The sequence below is a fragment of the Nocardioides sp. 1609 genome, assembly GCF_004522105.1.
GTDB lineage: Bacteria > Actinomycetota > Actinomycetes > Propionibacteriales > Nocardioidaceae > Nocardioides.
The window spans coordinates 32,641-51,388 of record NZ_SPUJ01000004.1 but is presented as its reverse complement, the minus strand read 5'-3'; the positions used below and the strand labels follow the sequence as shown (position 1 = coordinate 51,388).

At 73.0% G+C, this 18,748-nt stretch carries 16 protein-coding genes; 5 read left to right on the top strand and 11 right to left on the bottom strand.

Annotated features, from left to right (window positions below):
- Nucleotides 1–4: 4 nt before the first annotated feature.
- Both E4623_RS10610 and E4623_RS10605 read right to left on the bottom strand, forming a co-directional pair.
- Nucleotides 5–553, bottom strand: a complete 549-nt coding sequence (locus E4623_RS10610) for a cysteine dioxygenase family protein (protein WP_134766531.1) — start codon at nucleotides 551–553, stop codon at nucleotides 5–7.
- Nucleotides 550–1,464, bottom strand: coding sequence for an amidohydrolase family protein (locus tag E4623_RS10605; protein ID WP_134766530.1), 915 nt, complete (start codon nucleotides 1,462–1,464; stop codon nucleotides 550–552). The genes E4623_RS10610 and E4623_RS10605 overlap by 4 nt, the downstream gene beginning before the upstream one ends.
- A 59-nt stretch (nucleotides 1,465–1,523) precedes the next feature.
- On the opposite strand from E4623_RS10605, the gene E4623_RS10600 reads away from it, so the two are divergent.
- Nucleotides 1,524–2,297: a hypothetical protein gene (locus E4623_RS10600; RefSeq protein ID WP_134766529.1), complete on the top strand. Its 774-nt coding sequence runs from the start codon at nucleotides 1,524–1,526 to the stop codon at nucleotides 2,295–2,297.
- 6 nt (nucleotides 2,298–2,303) lie between these two features.
- Here the strand turns inward: E4623_RS10600 and E4623_RS10595 are convergent, their stop codons facing one another.
- The 5 genes from E4623_RS10595 to E4623_RS10575 form a co-directional block, all read right to left on the bottom strand.
- Nucleotides 2,304–3,317: a M48 family metallopeptidase gene (locus E4623_RS10595; RefSeq protein ID WP_134766528.1), complete on the bottom strand. Its 1,014-nt coding sequence runs from the start codon at nucleotides 3,315–3,317 to the stop codon at nucleotides 2,304–2,306.
- Nucleotides 3,318–3,515: 198 nt separating this feature from the next.
- Nucleotides 3,516–4,571 (bottom strand): ABC transporter ATP-binding protein, encoded by a 1,056-nt coding sequence (locus E4623_RS10590; protein ID WP_134766527.1) that lies wholly within the window; start codon nucleotides 4,569–4,571, stop codon nucleotides 3,516–3,518.
- Complete coding sequence (locus E4623_RS10585; RefSeq protein WP_134766526.1) at nucleotides 4,568–5,362, bottom strand: ABC transporter permease; 795 nt, start codon at nucleotides 5,360–5,362, stop codon at nucleotides 4,568–4,570. Before E4623_RS10585 ends, E4623_RS10590 begins: the two co-directional genes overlap by 4 nt.
- A gap of 40 nt (nucleotides 5,363–5,402) precedes the next feature.
- Nucleotides 5,403–6,155, bottom strand: coding sequence for a molybdate ABC transporter substrate-binding protein (modA, locus tag E4623_RS10580; protein ID WP_134766525.1), 753 nt, complete (start codon nucleotides 6,153–6,155; stop codon nucleotides 5,403–5,405).
- Between the two features lie 37 nt (nucleotides 6,156–6,192).
- Nucleotides 6,193–6,588 carry a TOBE domain-containing protein gene (locus E4623_RS10575; RefSeq protein ID WP_134766524.1) on the bottom strand — a complete coding sequence of 132 codons (396 nt, stop codon included), beginning with the start codon at nucleotides 6,586–6,588 and terminating at the stop codon, nucleotides 6,193–6,195.
- 98 nt (nucleotides 6,589–6,686) lie between these two features.
- Here E4623_RS10575 and E4623_RS10570 point away from each other — a divergent pair, with 98 nt between their 5' ends.
- Nucleotides 6,687–7,436, top strand: coding sequence for an ABC transporter permease (locus E4623_RS10570; RefSeq protein WP_245155017.1), 750 nt, complete (start codon nucleotides 6,687–6,689; stop codon nucleotides 7,434–7,436).
- Nucleotides 7,437–7,595: 159 nt separating this feature from the next.
- Here E4623_RS10570 and hutU read toward each other — a convergent pair whose 3' ends face one another.
- Nucleotides 7,596–9,287, bottom strand: a complete 1,692-nt coding sequence (gene hutU, locus E4623_RS10565) for a urocanate hydratase (RefSeq protein ID WP_134766523.1) — start codon at nucleotides 9,285–9,287, stop codon at nucleotides 7,596–7,598.
- Nucleotides 9,284–10,852: a histidine ammonia-lyase gene (gene hutH / locus E4623_RS10560; protein WP_245155016.1), complete on the bottom strand. Its 1,569-nt coding sequence runs from the start codon at nucleotides 10,850–10,852 to the stop codon at nucleotides 9,284–9,286. Before hutH ends, hutU begins: the two co-directional genes overlap by 4 nt.
- Nucleotides 10,853–11,251: 399 nt before the next feature.
- Between hutH and E4623_RS10555 the strand changes: the two genes are divergently transcribed.
- Together E4623_RS10555 and E4623_RS10550 are read left to right on the top strand one after the other, a co-directional pair.
- Nucleotides 11,252–15,118 (top strand): heterodisulfide reductase-related iron-sulfur binding cluster, encoded by a 3,867-nt coding sequence (locus tag E4623_RS10555; protein WP_209020628.1) that lies wholly within the window; start codon nucleotides 11,252–11,254, stop codon nucleotides 15,116–15,118.
- Nucleotides 15,119–15,256: 138 nt separating this feature from the next.
- The gene (locus tag E4623_RS10550) at nucleotides 15,257–15,898 is read left to right on the top strand and encodes a GNAT family N-acetyltransferase (RefSeq protein ID WP_134766521.1); all 642 of its coding nucleotides are present in this window, start codon (nucleotides 15,257–15,259) and stop codon (nucleotides 15,896–15,898) included.
- 27 nt (nucleotides 15,899–15,925) lie between these two features.
- Here E4623_RS10550 and E4623_RS10545 read toward each other — a convergent pair whose 3' ends face one another.
- Nucleotides 15,926–16,207: a hypothetical protein gene (locus E4623_RS10545; protein WP_134766520.1), complete on the bottom strand. Its 282-nt coding sequence runs from the start codon at nucleotides 16,205–16,207 to the stop codon at nucleotides 15,926–15,928.
- Between the two features lie 13 nt (nucleotides 16,208–16,220).
- Nucleotides 16,221–17,939, bottom strand: a complete 1,719-nt coding sequence (locus E4623_RS10540) for a sodium:solute symporter family protein (RefSeq protein ID WP_209020666.1) — start codon at nucleotides 17,937–17,939, stop codon at nucleotides 16,221–16,223.
- Between the two features lie 191 nt (nucleotides 17,940–18,130).
- Here E4623_RS10540 and E4623_RS10535 point away from each other — a divergent pair, with 191 nt between their 5' ends.
- On the top strand, nucleotides 18,131–18,703 hold the full coding sequence (locus E4623_RS10535; RefSeq protein ID WP_209020627.1) for a pilus assembly protein HicB: 573 nt from the start codon (nucleotides 18,131–18,133) through the stop codon (nucleotides 18,701–18,703).
- Nucleotides 18,704–18,748: the final 45 nt, after the last annotated feature.

Here is an 18,748-nt window from a genome sequence, read left to right as displayed (position 1 = left end):
CGCCTCAGCCGTCGAGCGGGCGCAGCTCGTCGGCGTAGGACACCGAGAACCGCTTCATCACGCCGGACGGGGAGATCGAGTACTGGCCCATCCGCCACAGCGGCGGCGAGTAGGCGTGGATCGAGACCGAGCCGTCGACCGCGCCACCCATCCGGTGGATGTGGTCGGGGCCGAAGCCGAACGCGCGGCCGGCGCGCACGGTGCGGGTCGTGGGGGTGCCGCCGAGGCGGGGGCGACTCTCGCTGACGGCGCCGCGGGTCACGGCGACCGCCCCGGCGGAGGTGTCGTGGTCGTGCCAGCCGGTGTCGTCGACGAGGTTCCAGCAGAGCAGCCAGACGTCGATGTCGGCGTCGCGGTAGAGCGAGACGTAGTGGCGTCCCCCTGCGTCGTGGCGCACGTGCTGCTCCCAGAGCTCGGGCCGCGCGGCGACCTCGCGCACCCACGCGCGCAGCTCGTCCTCGTCCAGGACCCGGCCGGGCAGGGCGGGCAGCTGGTCGGCGCCCAGCACGCTGGTGCTGGTGGTGCTGGTCGCCGGGGAAGGGGCGATCGTCATCGGAGGCCTCCGTTCATCAGGTGGTGCGGGTTGGCGGTCAGGAGCGCGTGCGAGAGGGCCTCGCCCATGCCGGGGCCGGTCGTGCTGGACGGGACGGCGTACGGGAGGTCGGAGCCGTGCACGACCGGGTCGACGCCGACGACGCGGACCATCGCGTCGATCGCCCGCGGGCCGTACGACGAGGTCTCGTAGTAGACGTGCCGGTCGACCGACCCGAACGTGCCGCCGCGAGCGACCAGCCGCTCGTGGTGCAGCGGCGCGAGGCCGGCGAGCGCGACGAAGGCGATCCGCAGGTCGGGCAGGAGCGCGCGGCCGGCGAGGTGCCAGGCGAACCAGGCGCTCGCCTGCTGGGCGGGGTACGACGTGAGGGCGGGCCACCAGCCGGGGACGTCGGCCGCGCGGGTCGACCCCGCCGGTCCTGGCGGGGCGGGGGCCGGCCCCGGGTGCACCAGGACGGGCAGGTCGGCGTCCTCGACGACCGCGAGGACGGGCGCGAGCCGCTCGAGCCCGACGGGGTCGAGCAGCGCGGTGGCCGGGACCTGGAGGCCGTGGACGTTGGCCGTCTCGAGCGTGGTGCGCAGGCCCTCGAGGTCGGGCTCCACGAGGTTGACCGCGGCCCAGAGCCCGTGGCTGTCGCCGAGGTCGGCGGCCAGGCCGTGCCAGGCGTCGAGCAGCGGGGTCGCCTCGTCGGGGGGCAGGGTCTCGATGCCGAGCGGGCTCGACAGCGACACCAGCGCCAGGTCGACGTCGTCGCGCACCGACGGCGTGAGCACGGCTGGGTCGACGACGTGGGGCGGCTCGCCCGCGAGGTGCAGCACGTCGCCGTCGAGGTACGGCGGCCGCGAGCGCCGGCGGAGCCCGGCGACCAGCGCGTCGGGCCACACGTGCTGGTGGCAGTCGACGCGGGTCATGCGGGCGACTATAACTCTATTCAGAAACTAGACTTAAAGGCGCGCCGTACGGTGGACCCATGGCCTCCACCCTCGCCTGCATCGGGCTCGACGTCGCCGACCTCGACGCCCTCGGCACCCTGCTCGAGGCGTTGCCCGCCGAGGTCGTCGGGCGCACCGACGACGAGGTCGTCACCGTCAGCTACCCCGACCCGACCGGGGCCCGCGTCGTGATCAGCCGTCGCGACGGCGTCCCGCTCGACCTGGTGCCGTCGTACGCCGCCGAACCCGGCGCGCTCCTCGGCGAGGTGAGCGTGACCGAGTCCGGACTGACCCGCGCCGCCGTCCTCGACGACGACGGCCGCACGGTCACCCGGCTCCTCGTCGACCTGGAGCAGCACCGCCAGGTCGCGGCCGCCGACGGGCCCACCCGGTTGGACGCCTCCGTCGTGGCGCTCGGCGTCGAGATGACCGTGCACGCCGACGAGGCGGCGTTCGCGGCCTCCGACGCGAGCCGGATCAGCGACGAGCCGGGCGCCTCACGCTGGTCGGCGGAGTCGTTCGTCTCCTACGGCCTGGTCCACGAGGGCCCGGACGCCGAGCCGACCGGCTTCCTGGCCGGCACGATCGTGCACAGCCTGAGCCACCGCCACAGCGTGTCGGGGCAGGAGTTCCACACGGTGCGGGTCCGGACCGTCGGGTTCGAGGCGACGGTCTGCCTCGCCGCCTCGGACCACCCGGTGCCGCCGCTCCCCGGCAACGTCGTCGCCGGGTCCTGCTACCTCGTCGCCGACGTGCCGTCGCTCTGGAACGTCGGCCCGCAGCGCAAGTGGTGGCAGCCGGCGCCGGAGTAGCGACTGCTACTCGCCGCGGCGCAACCGCTCGTCGAGCCAGAGCTTCATGCTGCCGGCGGCGCCCGCGAGGTCGTGGACGAGCTTGCCGAGCGCGTCCTGCGAGGACTCGAACGCGGCGGAGTAGGAGGTGGCGGCGTCCTTGGCGGCGTCGCTGACCTTGGCGCCGGCGTCGTCGTCGCGGCGCGGGTAGTCGCCGCCGAGGATGCCGGCGTAGGCACCGGAGTCGACCCAGCCGCGCAGCTCGGCGGCGCGGACGACGGCGAACGGGTGCGTCGTCTTCTCGACGAGCATCAGCTTGAGCACCGAGTCGCGCAGGTCGCCGGCGTCGAGGTACTCCTGACCCTGCGCCATGAAGGTGGACAGGTCGAGGTCGCCCATCAGTCCGCCGCTGGCCAGCTGCATGTGGGCGCGGATCGCGGCGGCGGGGTCCTGGGTGGCGAGCAGCCCGGCGCGGTCGGCCGAGAGCTCCGACTTGCGTGCCCACTCGTAGAGCGCGGCGACGATCGCGCGCAGGCCGAGACCGCCGAGCGGGACGGACCCGAGGACGCCGGTCAGGTTGATCAGCCGCAGCAGCAGCGTGCGGTAGACGGCGTGACCGCTGAGGGCGTGGCCGAGCTCGTGGCCGACGACGAAGCGCAGCTCGTCCTCCTCGAGCAGGTCGACCAGCGCGGAGTTGAGCACGATCACGGGCTTGTCGAGGCCGATGGTGACGGCGTTCAGGGTCGGGTTCGCCTGCACGTACATCTCCGGGAGCGGACCCTCGACGTCGAGGACCCGCGCCGCGTCGCGCAGCAGGTAGTGCAGCGCGGGGAACTGGCGCTCGTCGACGCGCACCGCGGTGCCGAGCAGCAGGAGCCGGGTCGTGCGCTCGTTGACCAGCCCGGAGACCGCCTTGAGGACGGTGTCGAAGCCCTTGAGCCGGCGCAGCGCCACGAGCGCGCCGCGGTCGGCCGGGTGCTCCCACGCGCGGGAGCTGATTCCGGTCAGAGTCGCCCGTTGGCGGGCCGGCTGCGTCGTCACGGTGTCACTGTGACACGGGAGGCCACATCGTCACCGCGACGTGCGGACGCGGGCTCGTGGTGGGTCCGGCTCGCGTCGAGCGGGACCCGCGTCGTGAGGGATCCGCATCGCCGCGTTCGGGATCCGCGTCGCCACGCTCGGATCCGCGACGCCACGTTCGGGATCCGCGTCGTCACGACCGGGATCCACGACGTCGCGTCAGTGCAGGTAGACCGAGACCTCGGTCGCCTTGACGCTGAGCACGACGCGGTCGCCCGGGACGAGCGCCAGCTCGGCGGCCGCCTGCGCGGTGACGTCCGCACTGATCAGGTCGGAGCGGATCCGGATCAGGTCGCCGCGCGGCTCGACGTGGGTCACGGTCGTGTCCAGCACGTTGCGCGGGCTGCCGTGCGGCGGCTCGCGGTAGATGGACACGGCGGTGGGCCGGAACACCGCGAGCACGGAGTCGCCCGGCGCCGGGGCCGGCCCGACGACGCGGCCCTGCACGACCGCGCCGGCGCCGAGGCGCACGGCGCCGTCGTCCCAGCGGCCGGCCAGCAGGTTGAGGCCGGCGAGCCGGGCCGCGAAGGCGCTGCGCGGGCGGGCGAGCACGTCGGCGCTGGCCCCGTCCTCGACCACCGTGCCGTCCTCGACGACCACGACCCGGTCGGCGAGAAGGAGGGCGTCGAGGACGTCGTGGGTGACCACGACGGTGGTCCGCTCGGCCAGCACCTCGCGCAGGGTGTGCCGCAGGGCGGGCCGGACGTCGACGTCGAGCGCCGCCATCGGCTCGTCGAGCAGCAGGAGGTCCGGGCGGGCGGCGAGGGCCCTGGCGACTGCGACCCGTTGGGCCTGGCCGCCCGACAACCGGCTCGGACGGCGGTCGCCGAGGTGACCGACCGCCACCCGCTCCAGCCAGCCGGACGCCTGTTCGCGGGACTCGCTGCGTGAAGCGCCGCCGCTCCGCGGGCCGAAGGCCACGTTGTCGAGAGCGCTCAGGTGCGGGAAGAGGAGCGGGTCCTGGGCGAGCAGCGCGATTCCCCGGCGGTGCGGTGGGACGTCGACCGCGGCGCGGCCGCCCCCGACCTCGGTGAGGGGTCGTCCGTCGAGCACGACCCGTCCCTCGTCGGGGCGCAGCAGCCCGGCGAGGACCGAGAGCACCGTCGACTTGCCGGCGCCGTTGGGACCGAGGATCGCCACGGTCTCGCCCGTCCCGACCGAGAAGGACAGGTCGACGCCGCGCTCGACGACCCGGGCCGACACCTCGAGGCTCACCGGGTGCTCCCCCGTCCCTGGCGGGCGAACCCGATCACCACGACGGCGACCACGACGAGCACGAGCGCGAGGGCGACGGCGGCGTCCGGGTCGGTCACCCGCTGCTGGTAGATCAGCGACGGCAGGGTCTGGGTGGTCCCCTGGAGGCTGCCGGCGAAGGTGACGGTGGCGCCGAACTCGCCGAGGGCCCGGGCGAAGGCGAGCACCGCGCCGGACAGCAGCCCGGGCAGCACCAGCGGCAGCGTGACCCGCCGGAAGACGGTGGTCGGGCCGGCCCCGAGGGTGGCGGCGACGACCTCGTACCGCTCGCCCGCCGTCCGCAGCGCGCCCTCGAGGCTCACCACCAGGAACGGCATCGACACGAAGGTCTGCGCCATCACGACCGCGGCCGCGGAGAACGCGATCTCGATCCCCCACGCGCTGAACGTCTCGCCGAGCAGTCCCCGGCGACCAAAGGTGTACAGCAGGGCCAGCCCACCCACGACCGGCGGCAGGACGAGTGGGAGCAGCACCAGCGAGCGCAGCACACCCTGGCCGCGGAACTCGGTGCGCGCCAGGACGACGGCCATCGGCACGCCGAGCAGCACGCACAGCACGGTGCTCACCGTCGACGTGCGCAGGCTGAGCCAGAGGGCAGCCCGTGACGACTCCGAGGTGATGAGCGGGACGAAGTTCGCCCAGTCGACCCGGGCGATGATGGCGACCAGGGGGAGCAGCACGAACACCGCACCCAGGGTGGCCGGGACGAAGATCCAGCCGGGTAGCCCGGTGGTCCGGGCCCGGGTGGTCACGCGAGGCTCACGGGAGCGTCGGCCCGACACCACCGGGACCTCACGGGGCCGGCGCGAAGCCGGCGCCCGCGAGGATCTCCTGGCCGGACGCCCCCAGCACCAGGTCGACGAACTCCTGCGCCAGGTCGTCCTGACCGCTGTCGGCGAGCGCGACGATCGGGTAGGTGTTGACGACGTCGGCGGCCTCGGGGAGCTCGATGCCCTCGACCTCGTCGCCGGCCGCGATCACGTCGGTCACGTAGACGAGGCCAGCGTCGGCTTCTCCGGAGGTCACCTTGCCGAGGACGTCGGCGACCGACTGCTCCTGGCTGACCGGGCTCAGGGTCACCCCGGTGTTCTCGGAGATCTTCCGGGTCGCGGCGCCGCACGGCACCTCGGGCGCGCAGATGACGAGCTTGACGTCGGTGCCCGCGAGGTCGGCGAAGCCCGTGATGCCGGCCGGGTTGCCCGGCGGGACGACGATCTGGAGCGTGTTGGTGGCGAAGTCGACGGGGTCCCCGGCCTCGAGGCCGTCGGCGGTGATCTCGTCCATGGTGGCGAGGTCGGCGGAGGCGAGGACGTCGGCGTCCGCGCCCTCGCGGATCGAGCTCACGAGGTCGGAGGAGCCCGCGAAGCTGAGCTCGACGTCGACGCCGTCGTGCTCCTCCTCGAACACCGCCGCCACCTGCTCGAACGTCGACGTGAGCGAGGCGGCCGCGTAGACGTGGAGGGTCGTGTCCTCGTCGTCCGCACCGCACGCCGTCAGGGCGGGGGCCAGCAGGATCGCGGCGGCGAGCAGAGCGGTACGGCGCATGGGTGGTGCCTCTCGGACAGGACGGCGGCGAGGTGGGTCAGGGGGTCTCGACGACGACGTTGGTGGACTTCACCGACGCGACGACCCGGGAGCCCGGCTCGAGCCCGAGCTCGTCGGCGGCCTCGGCGCTCATCAACGAGACCAGGCGGTAGGGGCCGCAGACCATGTCGACCTGTGCCATCACGACGTCCTTCTTGACCGCGACGACGATGCCGGCGAGCCGGTTGCGTGCGCTGACGTGTGCGGCACGGGTGCTCTCGCGGTCGGGGTCGTCGGCCAGCGAGACGGCCAGTGCCGCCAGGTCGGCCCCGGCGATCTGGGCGCGGCCCGTGGCCGTGTCGGCGTCGACCCGGCCGGCGTCGATCCAGCGGCGCAGGGTGTCGTCGCTGACACCGAGCAGTCCGGCGGCCTCGGAGACGCGGTACGTAGTCATGCCGCGATCGTAGCCGCACCTGCGGCATCGCAGGAACTAATCGTCCGCAACTGCGGATCCGTTCGTCGGTGGTCGCCCCCGGGTCTAGGTTGACGACGGTGAGCACCGTCGGGGACCACGCGCTCTTCGGGCTCGGCCTGCTGGTGCTGTGCTGCTCCACGCTGGCCCTGGGCCGGTGGGCCCGTCTCGACCTGGGCTGGTTCCCGCTGTGGGCGCTGGTGCGCGCCACGGTCCAGCTGAGCGCGATCGCGCTCATCCTGAGCGGGGTGCTGGCCGCACCGGCGACGGTCGCGGCGTTCCTGGTCCTCATGGTCTCCACCGCCTCGCTCACCGCCGCCGGTCGCCTGAAGGGACTCCGGCACGGACGCCGGGTCGCGGTGCTCGGCGTCGTCGTCGGGTCGGCGGTCACCCTCGCGCTGGTGCTGGCGCTGCACCTGGTCGACCTCGAGGCCCGCTACGTCGTCGCGGTCGCCGGCATCGTCATCGGCAACACCATGAGCGCCGCGACGCTCACCGGGCGGCACTTCCTCCACGACACCCGGCAGCGACGCGACGAGGTCGAGGCCTGGTTCGCGCTCGGCGCGAGTCCCAGCCAGGCGCACGACGAGATCGGGCGCACCGCCGTCCGCGAAGCCCTGCTGCCCAACCTCGACCAGACCAAGTCGACCGGCCTGGTCACGCTGCCCGGGGCCTTCGTGGGCGCGCTCTTCGGAGGCGCCGACCCCGTCGAGGCGGCGCAGTTCCAGCTCGTCGTCCTCGCCGGGCTCGGCCTGGCGATGACCACGACCGGGGTCATCGTCGCGCGGCTGGCCGGCCGGACGCCGTACCTGCCCGAGCAGGACGACTGACGAGAGAGATCCCCGTCGTGGCCGATCCCCGTCGTGACGGATCCCCGACGTGGCCGATCCCCGTCGTGGCCGATCCCCGTCGTGGCCGATCCCCGTCGTGACGGATCCCCGTCGTGACGGATCCCCGTCGTGGCGGATCCCCGTCGTAGCGGATCCCGCTCAGCCCTCGCGCATCGGCACCCGGACGTCGCGCTCGGCGGCGACCTCGACGGCGCGGTCGTAGCCGGCGTCGACGTGCCGGATGACGCCCATGCCGGGGTCGTTGGTGAGGACCCGCTCGATCTTGGCCGCGGCCAGCTCCGTGCCGTCGGCGACGCAGACCTGGCCGGCGTGCAGGGAGCGGCCCATCCCGACCCCGCCGCCGTGGTGGAACGAGACCCACGTCGCGCCCGACGCCGTGTTGACCAGGGCGTTGAGGATGGCCCAGTCGGCGATCGCGTCGGAGCCGTCGAGCATGGCCTCGGTCTCGCGGTACGGCGAGGCGACCGACCCGCAGTCGAGGTGGTCGCGGCCGATCACGATCGGCGCCGAGAGCTCGCCGGAGGCGACCATCTCGTTGAACCTCAGCCCGGCCAGGTGCCGCTCGCCGTACCCGAGCCAGCAGATCCGGGCCGGCAGGCCCTGGAACGCGACCCGCTCGCCGGCCATGGTGATCCACTTGTGCAGCCGCTCGTTCTGCGCCGACTCGTGGGCGGGGAAGAGCTCGAGGATCGCCCGGTCGGTCGCCGCGATGTCGGCCGGGTCGCCCGAGAGCGCGGCCCAGCGGAACGGCCCCCGACCCTCGCAGAACAGCGGCCGGATGTAGGCGGGCACGAACCCCGGGAACTCGAAGGCCCGGTCGTAGCCGCCCTTGCGGGCCTCGTCGCGGATCGAGTTGCCGTAGTCGAAGACCTCGGCGCCCTTGTCCTGGAACTCGACCATCGCCCGCACGTGCGCGGCCATCGAGGCCTGCGCGTCCTTCGTGAAGCCGGCCGGGTCGCGATCGGCGGCGTCGGCCCAGTCGTCGACGCCGACGCCGACCGGGAGGTAGCTGAGCGGGTCGTGCGCCGACGTCTGGTCGGTGACGACGTCGATCGGGGCCTCCATCTCGAGCAGCAGCGGGAAGACCTCGGCGGCGTTGCCCAGGAGCCCGATCGACAGCGGCCTCCTCGCGTCGCGGGCGGCGACGGCGCGGGCGACGGCGTCCTCGACGGAGTCGGCCTGCTCGTCGAGGTAGCGGTGCTCGATGCGGCGGGTGATCCGCGCCTGGTCGACGTCGACGCAGATCGCCACGCCGTCGTTCATCGTGACGGCGAGCGGCTGCGCACCGCCCATCCCGCCGAGGCCGGCGGTGAGCGTGATCGTGCCGGCCAGGGTCCCGCCGAACCGCTTGTCGGCGACCGCGGCGAAGGTCTCGAAGGTGCCCTGCAGGATCCCCTGCGTGCCGATGTAGATCCACGAGCCGGCGGTCATCTGGCCGTACATCGTGAGGCCGAGGTCCTCGAGCCGCCGGAACTCCTCCCAGTTCGCCCAGTCGCCGACCAGGTTCGAGTTCGCGATCAGCACCCGCGGCGCCCACGCGTGGGTGCGCATGACGCCGACCGGGCGACCCGACTGCACCAGCATCGTCTCGTCGTCGGCCAGCGTCGTTAGCGTGCGCACCAGGGCGTCGTACGACGGCCAGTCGCGCGCGGCCTTGCCGGTGCCGCCGTACACGACGAGGTCCTCGGGACGCTCGGCGTTCTCGGGGTCGAGGTTGTTCATCAGCATCCGCAGCGGCGCCTCGGTCTGCCACGACCGCGCGGTCAGCTCGGTGCCGTGCGCGGCGCGGATGGGCAGGCGGGGGTTGGCCGGGTTCACCGAGGTGGTCACTGGAGCTCTCCGATCACTTCTTCGACGGCGGTGACGACGGCGCCCGACGCGACCAGCGCGAACGCGGCCTCGATCTCGGGGGCCAGGTGGCGGTCGGGGCCGGGGCCCGCGACGCCGGACGAGCGGAGCAGCGCGACGACGGCGGCGGTGGCCGGCGACGGCACGAGCGGGGCACGCAGGTCGAGGGCGCGGGCGGCGGTGAGCACCTCGACGGCGACCACGCGGGTCAGCCCGTCGACGGAGTGCCGCAGCTTGCGGGCCGCCGACCACCCCATCGAGACGTGGTCCTCCTGCATCGCGCTCGACGGGATCGAGTCGACCGACGCCGGAACCGCGAGCCGCTTGAGCTCCGACACGATCGCGGCCTGCGTGTACTGCGCGATCATGTGGCCGCTGTCGACACCCGGGTCGGCGGCGAGGAACGGCGGCAGCCCGTGGCTCCGGTTCCGGTCCAGGAACCGGTCGGTGCGCCGTTCGCTCATCGAGGCGACGTCCGCCGCGGCGATCGCGAGGAAGTCGAGCACGTAGCCGACGGGCGCGCCGTGGAAGTTGCCGTTCGACTCGACCCTGCCCTCGTCGGGCAGGACGACGGGGTTGTCGACGGCCGCGCACAGCTCGCGCCCGGCGACGGTGGCCGCGTGCTCGAGGGTGTCGCGCGCCGCGCCGTGCACCTGCGGCGCACAGCGCAGCGAGTAGGCGTCCTGGACCCGGTTGCAGTCGGGCCCGCGGTGCGAGGCGACGACGCCGGAGTCGGCGAGCAGCCGCGCCAGGTTGGCCGCCGAGGCCGCCTGACCGGGGTGCGGGCGCAGCGCCTGCAGCTCGGCCGCGAAGACGCGGTCGGTGCCGAGCTGGCCCTCGACCGACATCGCGGCGGCGACGTCGGCGGTACGGAGGAGGCGCCGCAGGTCCTCGATCGCCAGCACCAGCATCCCGAGCATCCCGTCGGTGCCGTTGATCAGCGCCAGACCCTCCTTGGCGGCGAGCTCGACGGGCTCGAGCCCGACCGCCGCGAGCGCCGTGGCGGCGTCGACCAGGGCACCGGACGCGTCGCGCACCGGCCCCTCGCCCATCAGCGCGAGCGCGCAGTGCGACAGCGGCGCGAGGTCGCCGGAGCAGCCGAGCGAGCCGTGCTCGTGGACGACGGGCGTGATGCCGTGGGTGAGCAGCCCGGCCAGCAGCTGCGCCGTCTCCCGCCGTACGCCGGTCCGGCCGGTCGCCAGCGTCGAGAGCCGCAGCAGCATCAGCGCCCGCGTCACCTCGCGCTCGACCTCGGGTCCGGAGCCGGCCGCGTGCGACCGCACCAGCGAGCGCTGCAGCTGCGCCCGCATCTCGGTCGGGATGTGCCGGGTGGCGAGGGCCCCGAAGCCGGTCGAGACGCCGTACGCCGGGGTCGCGCCGGCCGCCAGCTCCTCGATCACCGCGCGGGCCCGGTCGATCGCGGTGAGCGCGTCCTCCCCGATCACGACCGGGGCACCACCGCGGGCCACCGCGACGACGTCGGCGAAGGAGACAGGACCGGTGCCGACGACCACGGCGTCGAGGGCAGGGGGCGGGGAGGCAGTCACCCGCCCATCCAAACGTCTCCGCACCGCCACGGCCACCCCGCACCCGGACGGCAACGACCGGCCCCTCGCGTGCAATTGCCGACGCTGGCTCGATTTCCGGCGGTCGAGCTGAGCCAATCTCGGCAATTGCATCGCTGGGGCAGGCTCCGCGCCCTGCGTCACGACCGGGACGACGTACGGCGTGGGAGCGAGGGCCGCGGAGCGCGCCCGGGTCAGTGTCGAGGTCCGGTTCTACGGGGCGGGCCGGGTCGTCCGGGTGGGCTGACCGAGCACGGCAAGTTACCAGCGGGTAGGATCCATCTCACCCCGACGCAGTCCTGACGACCCCTGAGCCCGCCCCCTAGGCTCGCAGCCGCCCCTGGGTGCACCGGGAGCACCCGAACGACTGGAGTCCCCCGCATGCAGATCGCCGCGATCGTCATCGCTCTCGCCCTGACGGCCGTCGCCGTCGTGTTCGTGACCCTCGCCGTGCGCCAGATGGTCGCGGTCATGAAGCAGGGCCAGCCCGTCACCGGTCGGACCGACCGGCCCGGCCGTCGCACGACGACGATGTTCGTCGAGACCTTCGGGCACACCCGGATGCTGCAGTGGCACTGGGTCGGGATCATGCACTGGTTCGTGTACTTCGCGTTCATCCTGCTCAGCACGGCCGTGCTCACCGGCTACTTCCAGCTCTTCGACCCCGAGTTCGCGCTGCCGATCATCGGCCACTTCTTCCTCTTCGAGTGGCTCAGCGAGGGCATCGGCCTGCTGGGCACGATCGGGATCGTCTTCCTGATCGTCTACCGCCAGCTGAACCACCCGCGGCGCAAGGGACGCGACAGCCGCTTCTACAAGTCGAACTTCTGGCAGGCCTACTTCGTCGAGGCGATGGTGCTGCTCGAGGGCTCGGCGATCCTGTTCATCCGCGGCGCGGAGTACAACCTCGGCCAGGTCACCAGCGACCACCCCGAGGACTTCGACCGGTTCCACTTCCCGATCAGCTCGTTCTTCGGCAACCTCTACCCCGACGGCGTCGAGGGCAACGAGGGGGCGCTCGAGAACATCATCATCGCGATCGCGCTGTTCAAGATCGTGCTCGCGATGGTCTGGCTGCTCGTCATCTCCCGCAACCTCACGATGGGCGTGGCCTGGCACCGCTTCACCGCCTGGCCCAACATCTGGTTCAAGCGCGAGTCGTCGGGCCGGACGGCGCTCGGCGCCGTCAAGCCGCTGACGTCGGCCGGCAAGGCGATCAGCCTCGCCGACATCGACGACCTCGACGAGGACTCCCCGCTCGGCGTCGGCAGCGTCGAGGACTTCTCCTGGAAGGGCATCCTCGACTTCACGACCTGCACCGAGTGCGGACGCTGCCAGTCGCAGTGCCCGGCGTGGAACACCGAGAAGCCGCTGTCGCCCAAGCTCCTCATCACCGCGCTGCGCGACCACGCCTACGCGAAGGCGGGCGCCAACGGGGCCGACAGCGAGGAAGCCGCCGGGCGCTCCCTCATCGGCAAGGGCGGCGAGGACGACTGGTTCTACAACCCCGAGGGCAGCGACTTCGTCATCGACGAGGACGTCCTGTGGTCGTGCACCTCCTGCGGCGCGTGCGTGCAGCAGTGCCCCGTCGACATCGAGCACGTCGACCACATCATCGACATGCGGCGACACCAGATCCTGGTCGAGTCGAACTTCCCGGCCGAGCTCAACGGCCTCTTCAAGGGCCTCGAGAACAAGGGCAACCCGTGGAACATGTCCGCCACGGCGCGGATGGACTGGGCCAAGGGCCTCGACTTCGAGGTCAAGGTCGTCGGCGAGAGCATCGAGTCCCTCGACGAGGTCGACTGGCTCTTCTGGGTCGGCTGCGCCGGGGCCTACGAGGACCGCGCGAAGAAGACCACCCGCGCCGTGGCCGAGCTGCTCGACATGGCGGGCGTCTCGTTCGGCGTCCTCGGCAACGGTGAGACCTGCACCGGCGACCCGGCCCGACGCGCCGGCAACGAGTTCGTCTTCCAGGGCCTCGCCACGCAGAACGCGGAGACCTTCAAGGAGTACCGGGTCAAGAAGGTCGTCTCGACCTGCGCGCACTGCTTCAACACGCTCAAGAACGAGTACCAGGAGTTCGGCGTCGAGCTCGAGGTGGTGCACCACACCCAGCTGCTCAACCGGCTGGTGCGCGAGGGCAGGCTGACGCCGGTCCGGGACGGCTCCGGCGCCCAGAAGCGCTCGATCACCTACCACGACCCGTGCTACATCGGCCGCCACAACGGCGTCTACACGCCGCCGCGCGAGCTGCTCCAGATCCTCCCCGGCGCGACATACGTCGAGATGGAGCGGAGCTCGGAGCGCTCCTTCTGCTGCGGAGCCGGCGGCGCGCGGATGTGGATGGAGGAGAACATCGGCGAGCGCATCAACATCAACCGCACGACCGAGGCCGTCGAGACCGGCGCCGACCAGATCGCCGTCGGCTGTCCGTTCTGCCGCGTCATGCTCTCCGACGGGCTGACCGCCGCGCAGGCCATGGGCAACGCCCGCGAGGAGGTCGAGGTCCTCGACGTCGCTCAGATGCTGCTCGCCTCGGTCAAGGGCGAGCAGGCCACCAAGCTCGCGCCCGGCGCCGGCCCAGCGGCCGCGGCCGCAGCCGGCTCCCAGGACGGTGCCACCCAGGACGTCGCGACGAAGGCCGAGCCCGAGGCAGGCGACGAGACCGACACCGCCGACACGATCACGAAGACCGAGGACGCCGGCCCGCTCGCCAAGGCGTCGGGCGGATCGTCGCTCTTCGACGCCCCGGAGGCCAAGGACGGACCCGCCGCGACCGCGGACGCCGACGCCACCCCCGCCGAGGAGGCGAAGGCCGCGACGCCGTCGTCGTCCGGCGGATCGCTCTTCGACGTGAACGACGACGCACCCGCCGCCACGGAGACCGCCACGAAGGCCGAGCCGGCGCCGACGTCCGGCGGGTCGCTGTTCGACCTCGGCGACGACGAGCCCGCCACGAAGGCCGAGCCCGAGGAGGCGCGCGAGACCGCGGCCGAGCCCGGCGACGACCTCAGGTCGGGCGGCTCCCTGTTCGACCTCGGCGGCGACGACGAGCCGGCGGCGAAGCCCGAGCCGTCCGCGAAGCCCGAGCCGGCCGCGAAGGCCAACGCGCCCGTGAAGCCCGTGCCGGCTGCGGAGGCCGACCCGAAGCCGACCGCCGACCTCGGCGGGGGCGGTTCGCTGTTCGACATCCCGGCCGACGAGCCGGACGCGAAGCCCGAGTCCGCCGCCGAGCCCGAGCCGACCGCGGAGGCGCCGTCCGAGCAGGAGAGCGAGGCTGTGCCGGAGGAGCCGGCCGCGCCGGCGAAGCCCGTCGAGCAGCCGTCGGTCGACCTCGGATCCGGTGGTTCCCTCTTCGACATCGCCGCACCCGAGCCGGCGGCCGAGCCGACGCCGACCCAGCCGTCCGAGCCCGAGCCCGAGCCGGGACCCGAGCCTGCGGTGACGTCGGAATCGAAGCCGGAGCCCGCCCCGGAGGAGCCCGCCGCCACCGGGACCCGCACGGCGGCCGCGCCGGCCACCGAGGTCCCGGACGGCGGCTCGCTCTTCGACATCGTCGCGCCGGAGCCGGTCGCCGTCGTCGCCCCCGCCGCACCTGCCTCCGAACCGGAGCCGGAGCCCACCCCCGAGCCGGAGCCGGAGCCGGAGCCCGAGCCCACCCCCGAGCCCGAGCCCGAGCCCGAGCCCACCCCCGAGCCCGAGCCGGACTCGGCGCCCGAGGCGTCCGCGACGCGGACGGCCGCGGTCCCGGGGACCCAGATCCCCGAGAGCGGCTCGCTCTTCGACATCGTCGCCCCCGAACCGGTCGCCGCCGCCGCCTCGTCCACCCCCGCCCCCGGGCAGGATGCCGAGGCAGAGCCGGTGCAGGAGGCGGAGCCCGAGCCTGCCGACGAGCCCGAGTCCGAGGCCGCGCCCGCCGAGGCGGCCGTCGCCGACCCCGAACCGGGACCGGCGTTCCCCGAGGGCGAGCCGGGCACGTTGACCGGCGGAGCGGCCGTGAGCGCCGCCGCGACGGCGATCGCCTCCGACGACCCCGAGCCCGCCACCGCGGTGACGGTGCCCGGGACGACCGACGCCGAGACCGACGCCGAGCCCAACGCCGAGCCCGAGCCCGAGCCCAACGCCGAGCCCGAGACCGACGCCGAGACCGAGCCCGAGGACGAGCCCCGACCGACCAGCAGCGGCGACGCGCACCAGCCCCGCACCGACGTCGAGATCGGCGAGGGTTCGCTCTTCGACCTCTGACCGCGTGCGGTCACGCCGACGTGGGAGCTCCTCGCGCACCCGTTGCCCGAGGAGCTCCCCCGTCGGTGCCCGTCACGGTGCACGCGTCACGCCGGGAATCCCGGTGCGCGGTGACACCTGGTCGGCGACACTGACGCCGTGCTCCCCGACGTCTGGCCCACCTACGGGCTCCGCATCCGGACCGGACGCCTCTGCCTCCGCCTGCCCGACCTCGACGAGCTGGCGGCGCTGGCCGAGCTGGCCGGGCGCGGGGTGCACGGCCCGGACGAGCGGCCGTTCCTGACGCCGTGGACCGAGGGCACCCCCGCCCAGCGGGCCGAGCGCGTGCTCCGGGGTCACTGGTCGCAGCTGCACGAGTGGCAGCCCGACGACTGGTCGCTGGGACTCTGCGTGTTCCTCGACGACCGGCCGGTGGGTGCCGTGTCGCTCCGCGCCCGGGACTTCGGGGTCGTGCGCGAGGTGACGACGTCCTCGTGGCTGGGCGTCGAGCACCAGGGCGCCGGGCTCGGCACGGAGGCGCGGGTCGGGCTGCTGACGCTGGCCTTCGACCACCTCGGCGCCATCGACGCCACCACGGAGGTCTTCCCCGACAACCGCTCGTCCCAGGGCGTCTCGCGCAAGCTCGGCTACCTCCCCGACGGCATCTCGCGCGACGCCCGGGGCAAGGAGGCGCTCGTCTCCGACCGGCTTCGCCTCACCGCGGCGCGCTGGGCCGAGCACGAGCACCCGGAGGTCACGGTCGAGGGACTGGACGCCGCCCGGGCGATGTTCCTCGGCTGAGGCCGCCGGCCCGCCGGCCCGCCGGCCTCAGCGCTTCGGCGGGGTGAGGTCCTCGGGCGAGTCGACGTGCTCGGGCACCACGATCGGCCGCACCCGCGACCAGATCATGAAGCCGGCGCCGACGGCGGCGAGCGCGAGGCCCGCCCACAGGTTGGCGTTGACGCCCGCGGAGTTCTCGCCGCCCTCGTCGCCCGCGACGAGCCGGGTGACGAGCAGGATGACGCCGTAGACGAACAGCAGGGCACCGATGACGTTGCGGATGTCGAGCGCGCCCGCGGTGTGCTTCTTGGAGCCGGTCGGCTGAGCCATGATCGCTCCCTTCCTAGAAGACGAAGTTGAGGACGACGACGAGCGCCAGCGCGATGCTGGCGAGCGGGACGGTGCGTCGGTACCAGGGGTAGCCTGCCTCGTTCTCGTCGACGAGGGTCTCCCGCGGCGTCTCCGAGTAGACGAGCCCGACGAGCTCGGACGCCGCCCGGGGCTTGGTCACGAGCGAGATCGCGACGCTGAGCACGATGTCGACGGTGAAGGCCACCCCGGCGGCCACGAACGACGCGCCCTGGCCGCTCAGGCCGATCACCCCGAGGCTGGCGGTGCCGAACGCGTCCTCGCTCAGGAACGCGACCGTCACCGCCGACAGGGTGCCGGCGACGAGGCCGATCCAGGCGGCGGTCGGCGTCATCCGCTTCCAGAACATGCCGAGGATGAAGGTGGCGAACAGCGGCGCGTTGAAGAACCCGAACAGCGTCTGGAGGTAGTCCATGATGTTGTCGAAGTTGGCCGCCAGCCCGGCGGTGAAGATCGCGATCACCGTCGCGCCGACGGTCGCGAGCCGGCCGACCTTGAGGTAGTAGCCGTCGTCGCGGTCCTTCACGGCGTACGACTGCCACAGGTCGTAGCTGAAGACGGTGTTGAAGGCCGAGATGTTGGCCGCCATGCCGGCCATGAACGCCGCCAGCAGGCCGGCGATCGCGATGCCGAGGAGGCCGTTGGGCAGCACGTCGCGCATCAGGTAGAGCAGCGAGTCGTTGAACTTCACGCCCTCGCCGGACGCGCCGCCCGGCACGGTATCGCCGGCCTTGGTCTTGACGATCTCGGCCACGGCGACGGCGGCGATCATGCCGGGCAGGATCGTGATGAACGGGACCAGGATCTTCGGGAAGGCGCCGATGATCGGCGTCTTGCGCGCCGAGGAGATCGAGTCGGAGGCCATCGCCCGCTGGACCTCGACGAAGTTCGTCGTCCAGTAGCCGAACGACAGCACGAAGCCGAGGCCGAGCACGATGCCGATGACCGACAGCACCTCGTTGTCGATCCCGGTCAGGTTGGTGCCGGGCCACGAGTTGAGCTGGGCGTCGGCGTCGGCCGCGGACGGCGCCGCCTCGGTGATCTTGTCCTTGAGGCCGCCGTAGCCGCCGACCTGGTGCAGGCCGATCAGGGTCAGGGGCAGCAGGGCGGCCACGATGACGAAGAACTGCAGCACCTCGTTGTAGATCGCCGCGCTCAGCCCGCCGAGCGTGATGTAGGTGAGGACGACGACCGCGGCCACCACGAGCGAGACCCAGAGCTCCCACCCGAGCATCGCCTTGATGATGCTGGCGAGCAGGTAGAGGTTGATGCCCGCGATCAGCAGCTGGGCCACCGCGAAGGAGATCGCGTTGACCAGGTGCGCCGCGGGGCCGAAGCGCCGGAGCATGAACTCCGGCACCGAGCGGACCTTCGAGCCGTAGTAGAACGGCATCATCACCACGCCGAGGAAGAGCATGGCGGGGATCGCGCCGATCCAGAAGTAGTGCAGCGTCGGCAGCCCGAACTCGGCGCCGTTCGCCGACATGCCCATGATCTCGACCGCGCCGAGGTTGGCCGAGACGAAGGCCAGACCGGTGACCCAGGCCGGCAACGAGCGTCCGGACAGGAAGAAGTCGACGGAGTCGGAGACCTGGCGGCGCGCCATCACCCCGATCCCGAGGACGAACGCGAAGTAGATGCCGACGATCAGGTAGTCGACGAAGTTCGCGTCGATGATCGTGGCCATCGGCAGCACCGAGGACACCGAGGACATGGGGGTCTTCCCTCCGAGACGGCAGCAGAGCCTTCCGAACCTAGGACCCCGCGCCCGGGACGGCCTTCACCCCTACGGACGGACGACCGGACCCCCTGACGTCGCGTGATGTCACATCTGATGTCAGTTTGGGTTGACATGACATCACGCCTGATGTCAGAGTGATGCACATGGACATCACCCCCTACGTCGACCACCTCCGCCGCGACCTGCTGGCCGCGGCGGAGGGTGCCGGCGACGAGCTGCGCCACGCCGCCGAGCGGCTCAGCTTCGCGCTCGACCCGGCCGCCCGGCTCGCGCTGATGGAGGCCATCAGCCAGGCCTGCGCGGAGATCACCGCCGAGATGCCGGCCGGCGGCGTCGACGTCCGGCTCGACGGCCGCGACCTCGCCTTCGTCGTCGACACCTCTGCCGGCCAGCACCTGGCCGGCCCCCCGGCGCCGCCCGCACCGCCCGCGCCGCCGCTGCCGCCGGCCGCGCCCGAGGAGGTCGACGACGGCGGGATGGCGCGGATCACCCTGCGCCTGCCCGAGTCGGTCAAGGGCCGCGCCGAGGACGCCGCCGCCGGCGCCGGGCAGTCCCTCAACACGTGGCTGGTCAACGTCATCCGGTCCGCCACGCGGGGCCAGGGCGAGGCCGCCATCAACGTCGACATCGACCTGTCGAGCCTGCCGTTCTTCGGCGACGGCTTCCCCAACACCCGCGGCAACCGCGGGCCCAAGCGGATGAACGGCTGGGTCTGACCACCCGGTAGCACCCCGCCCAGCAGCACCTCGGGACCGGCAGCA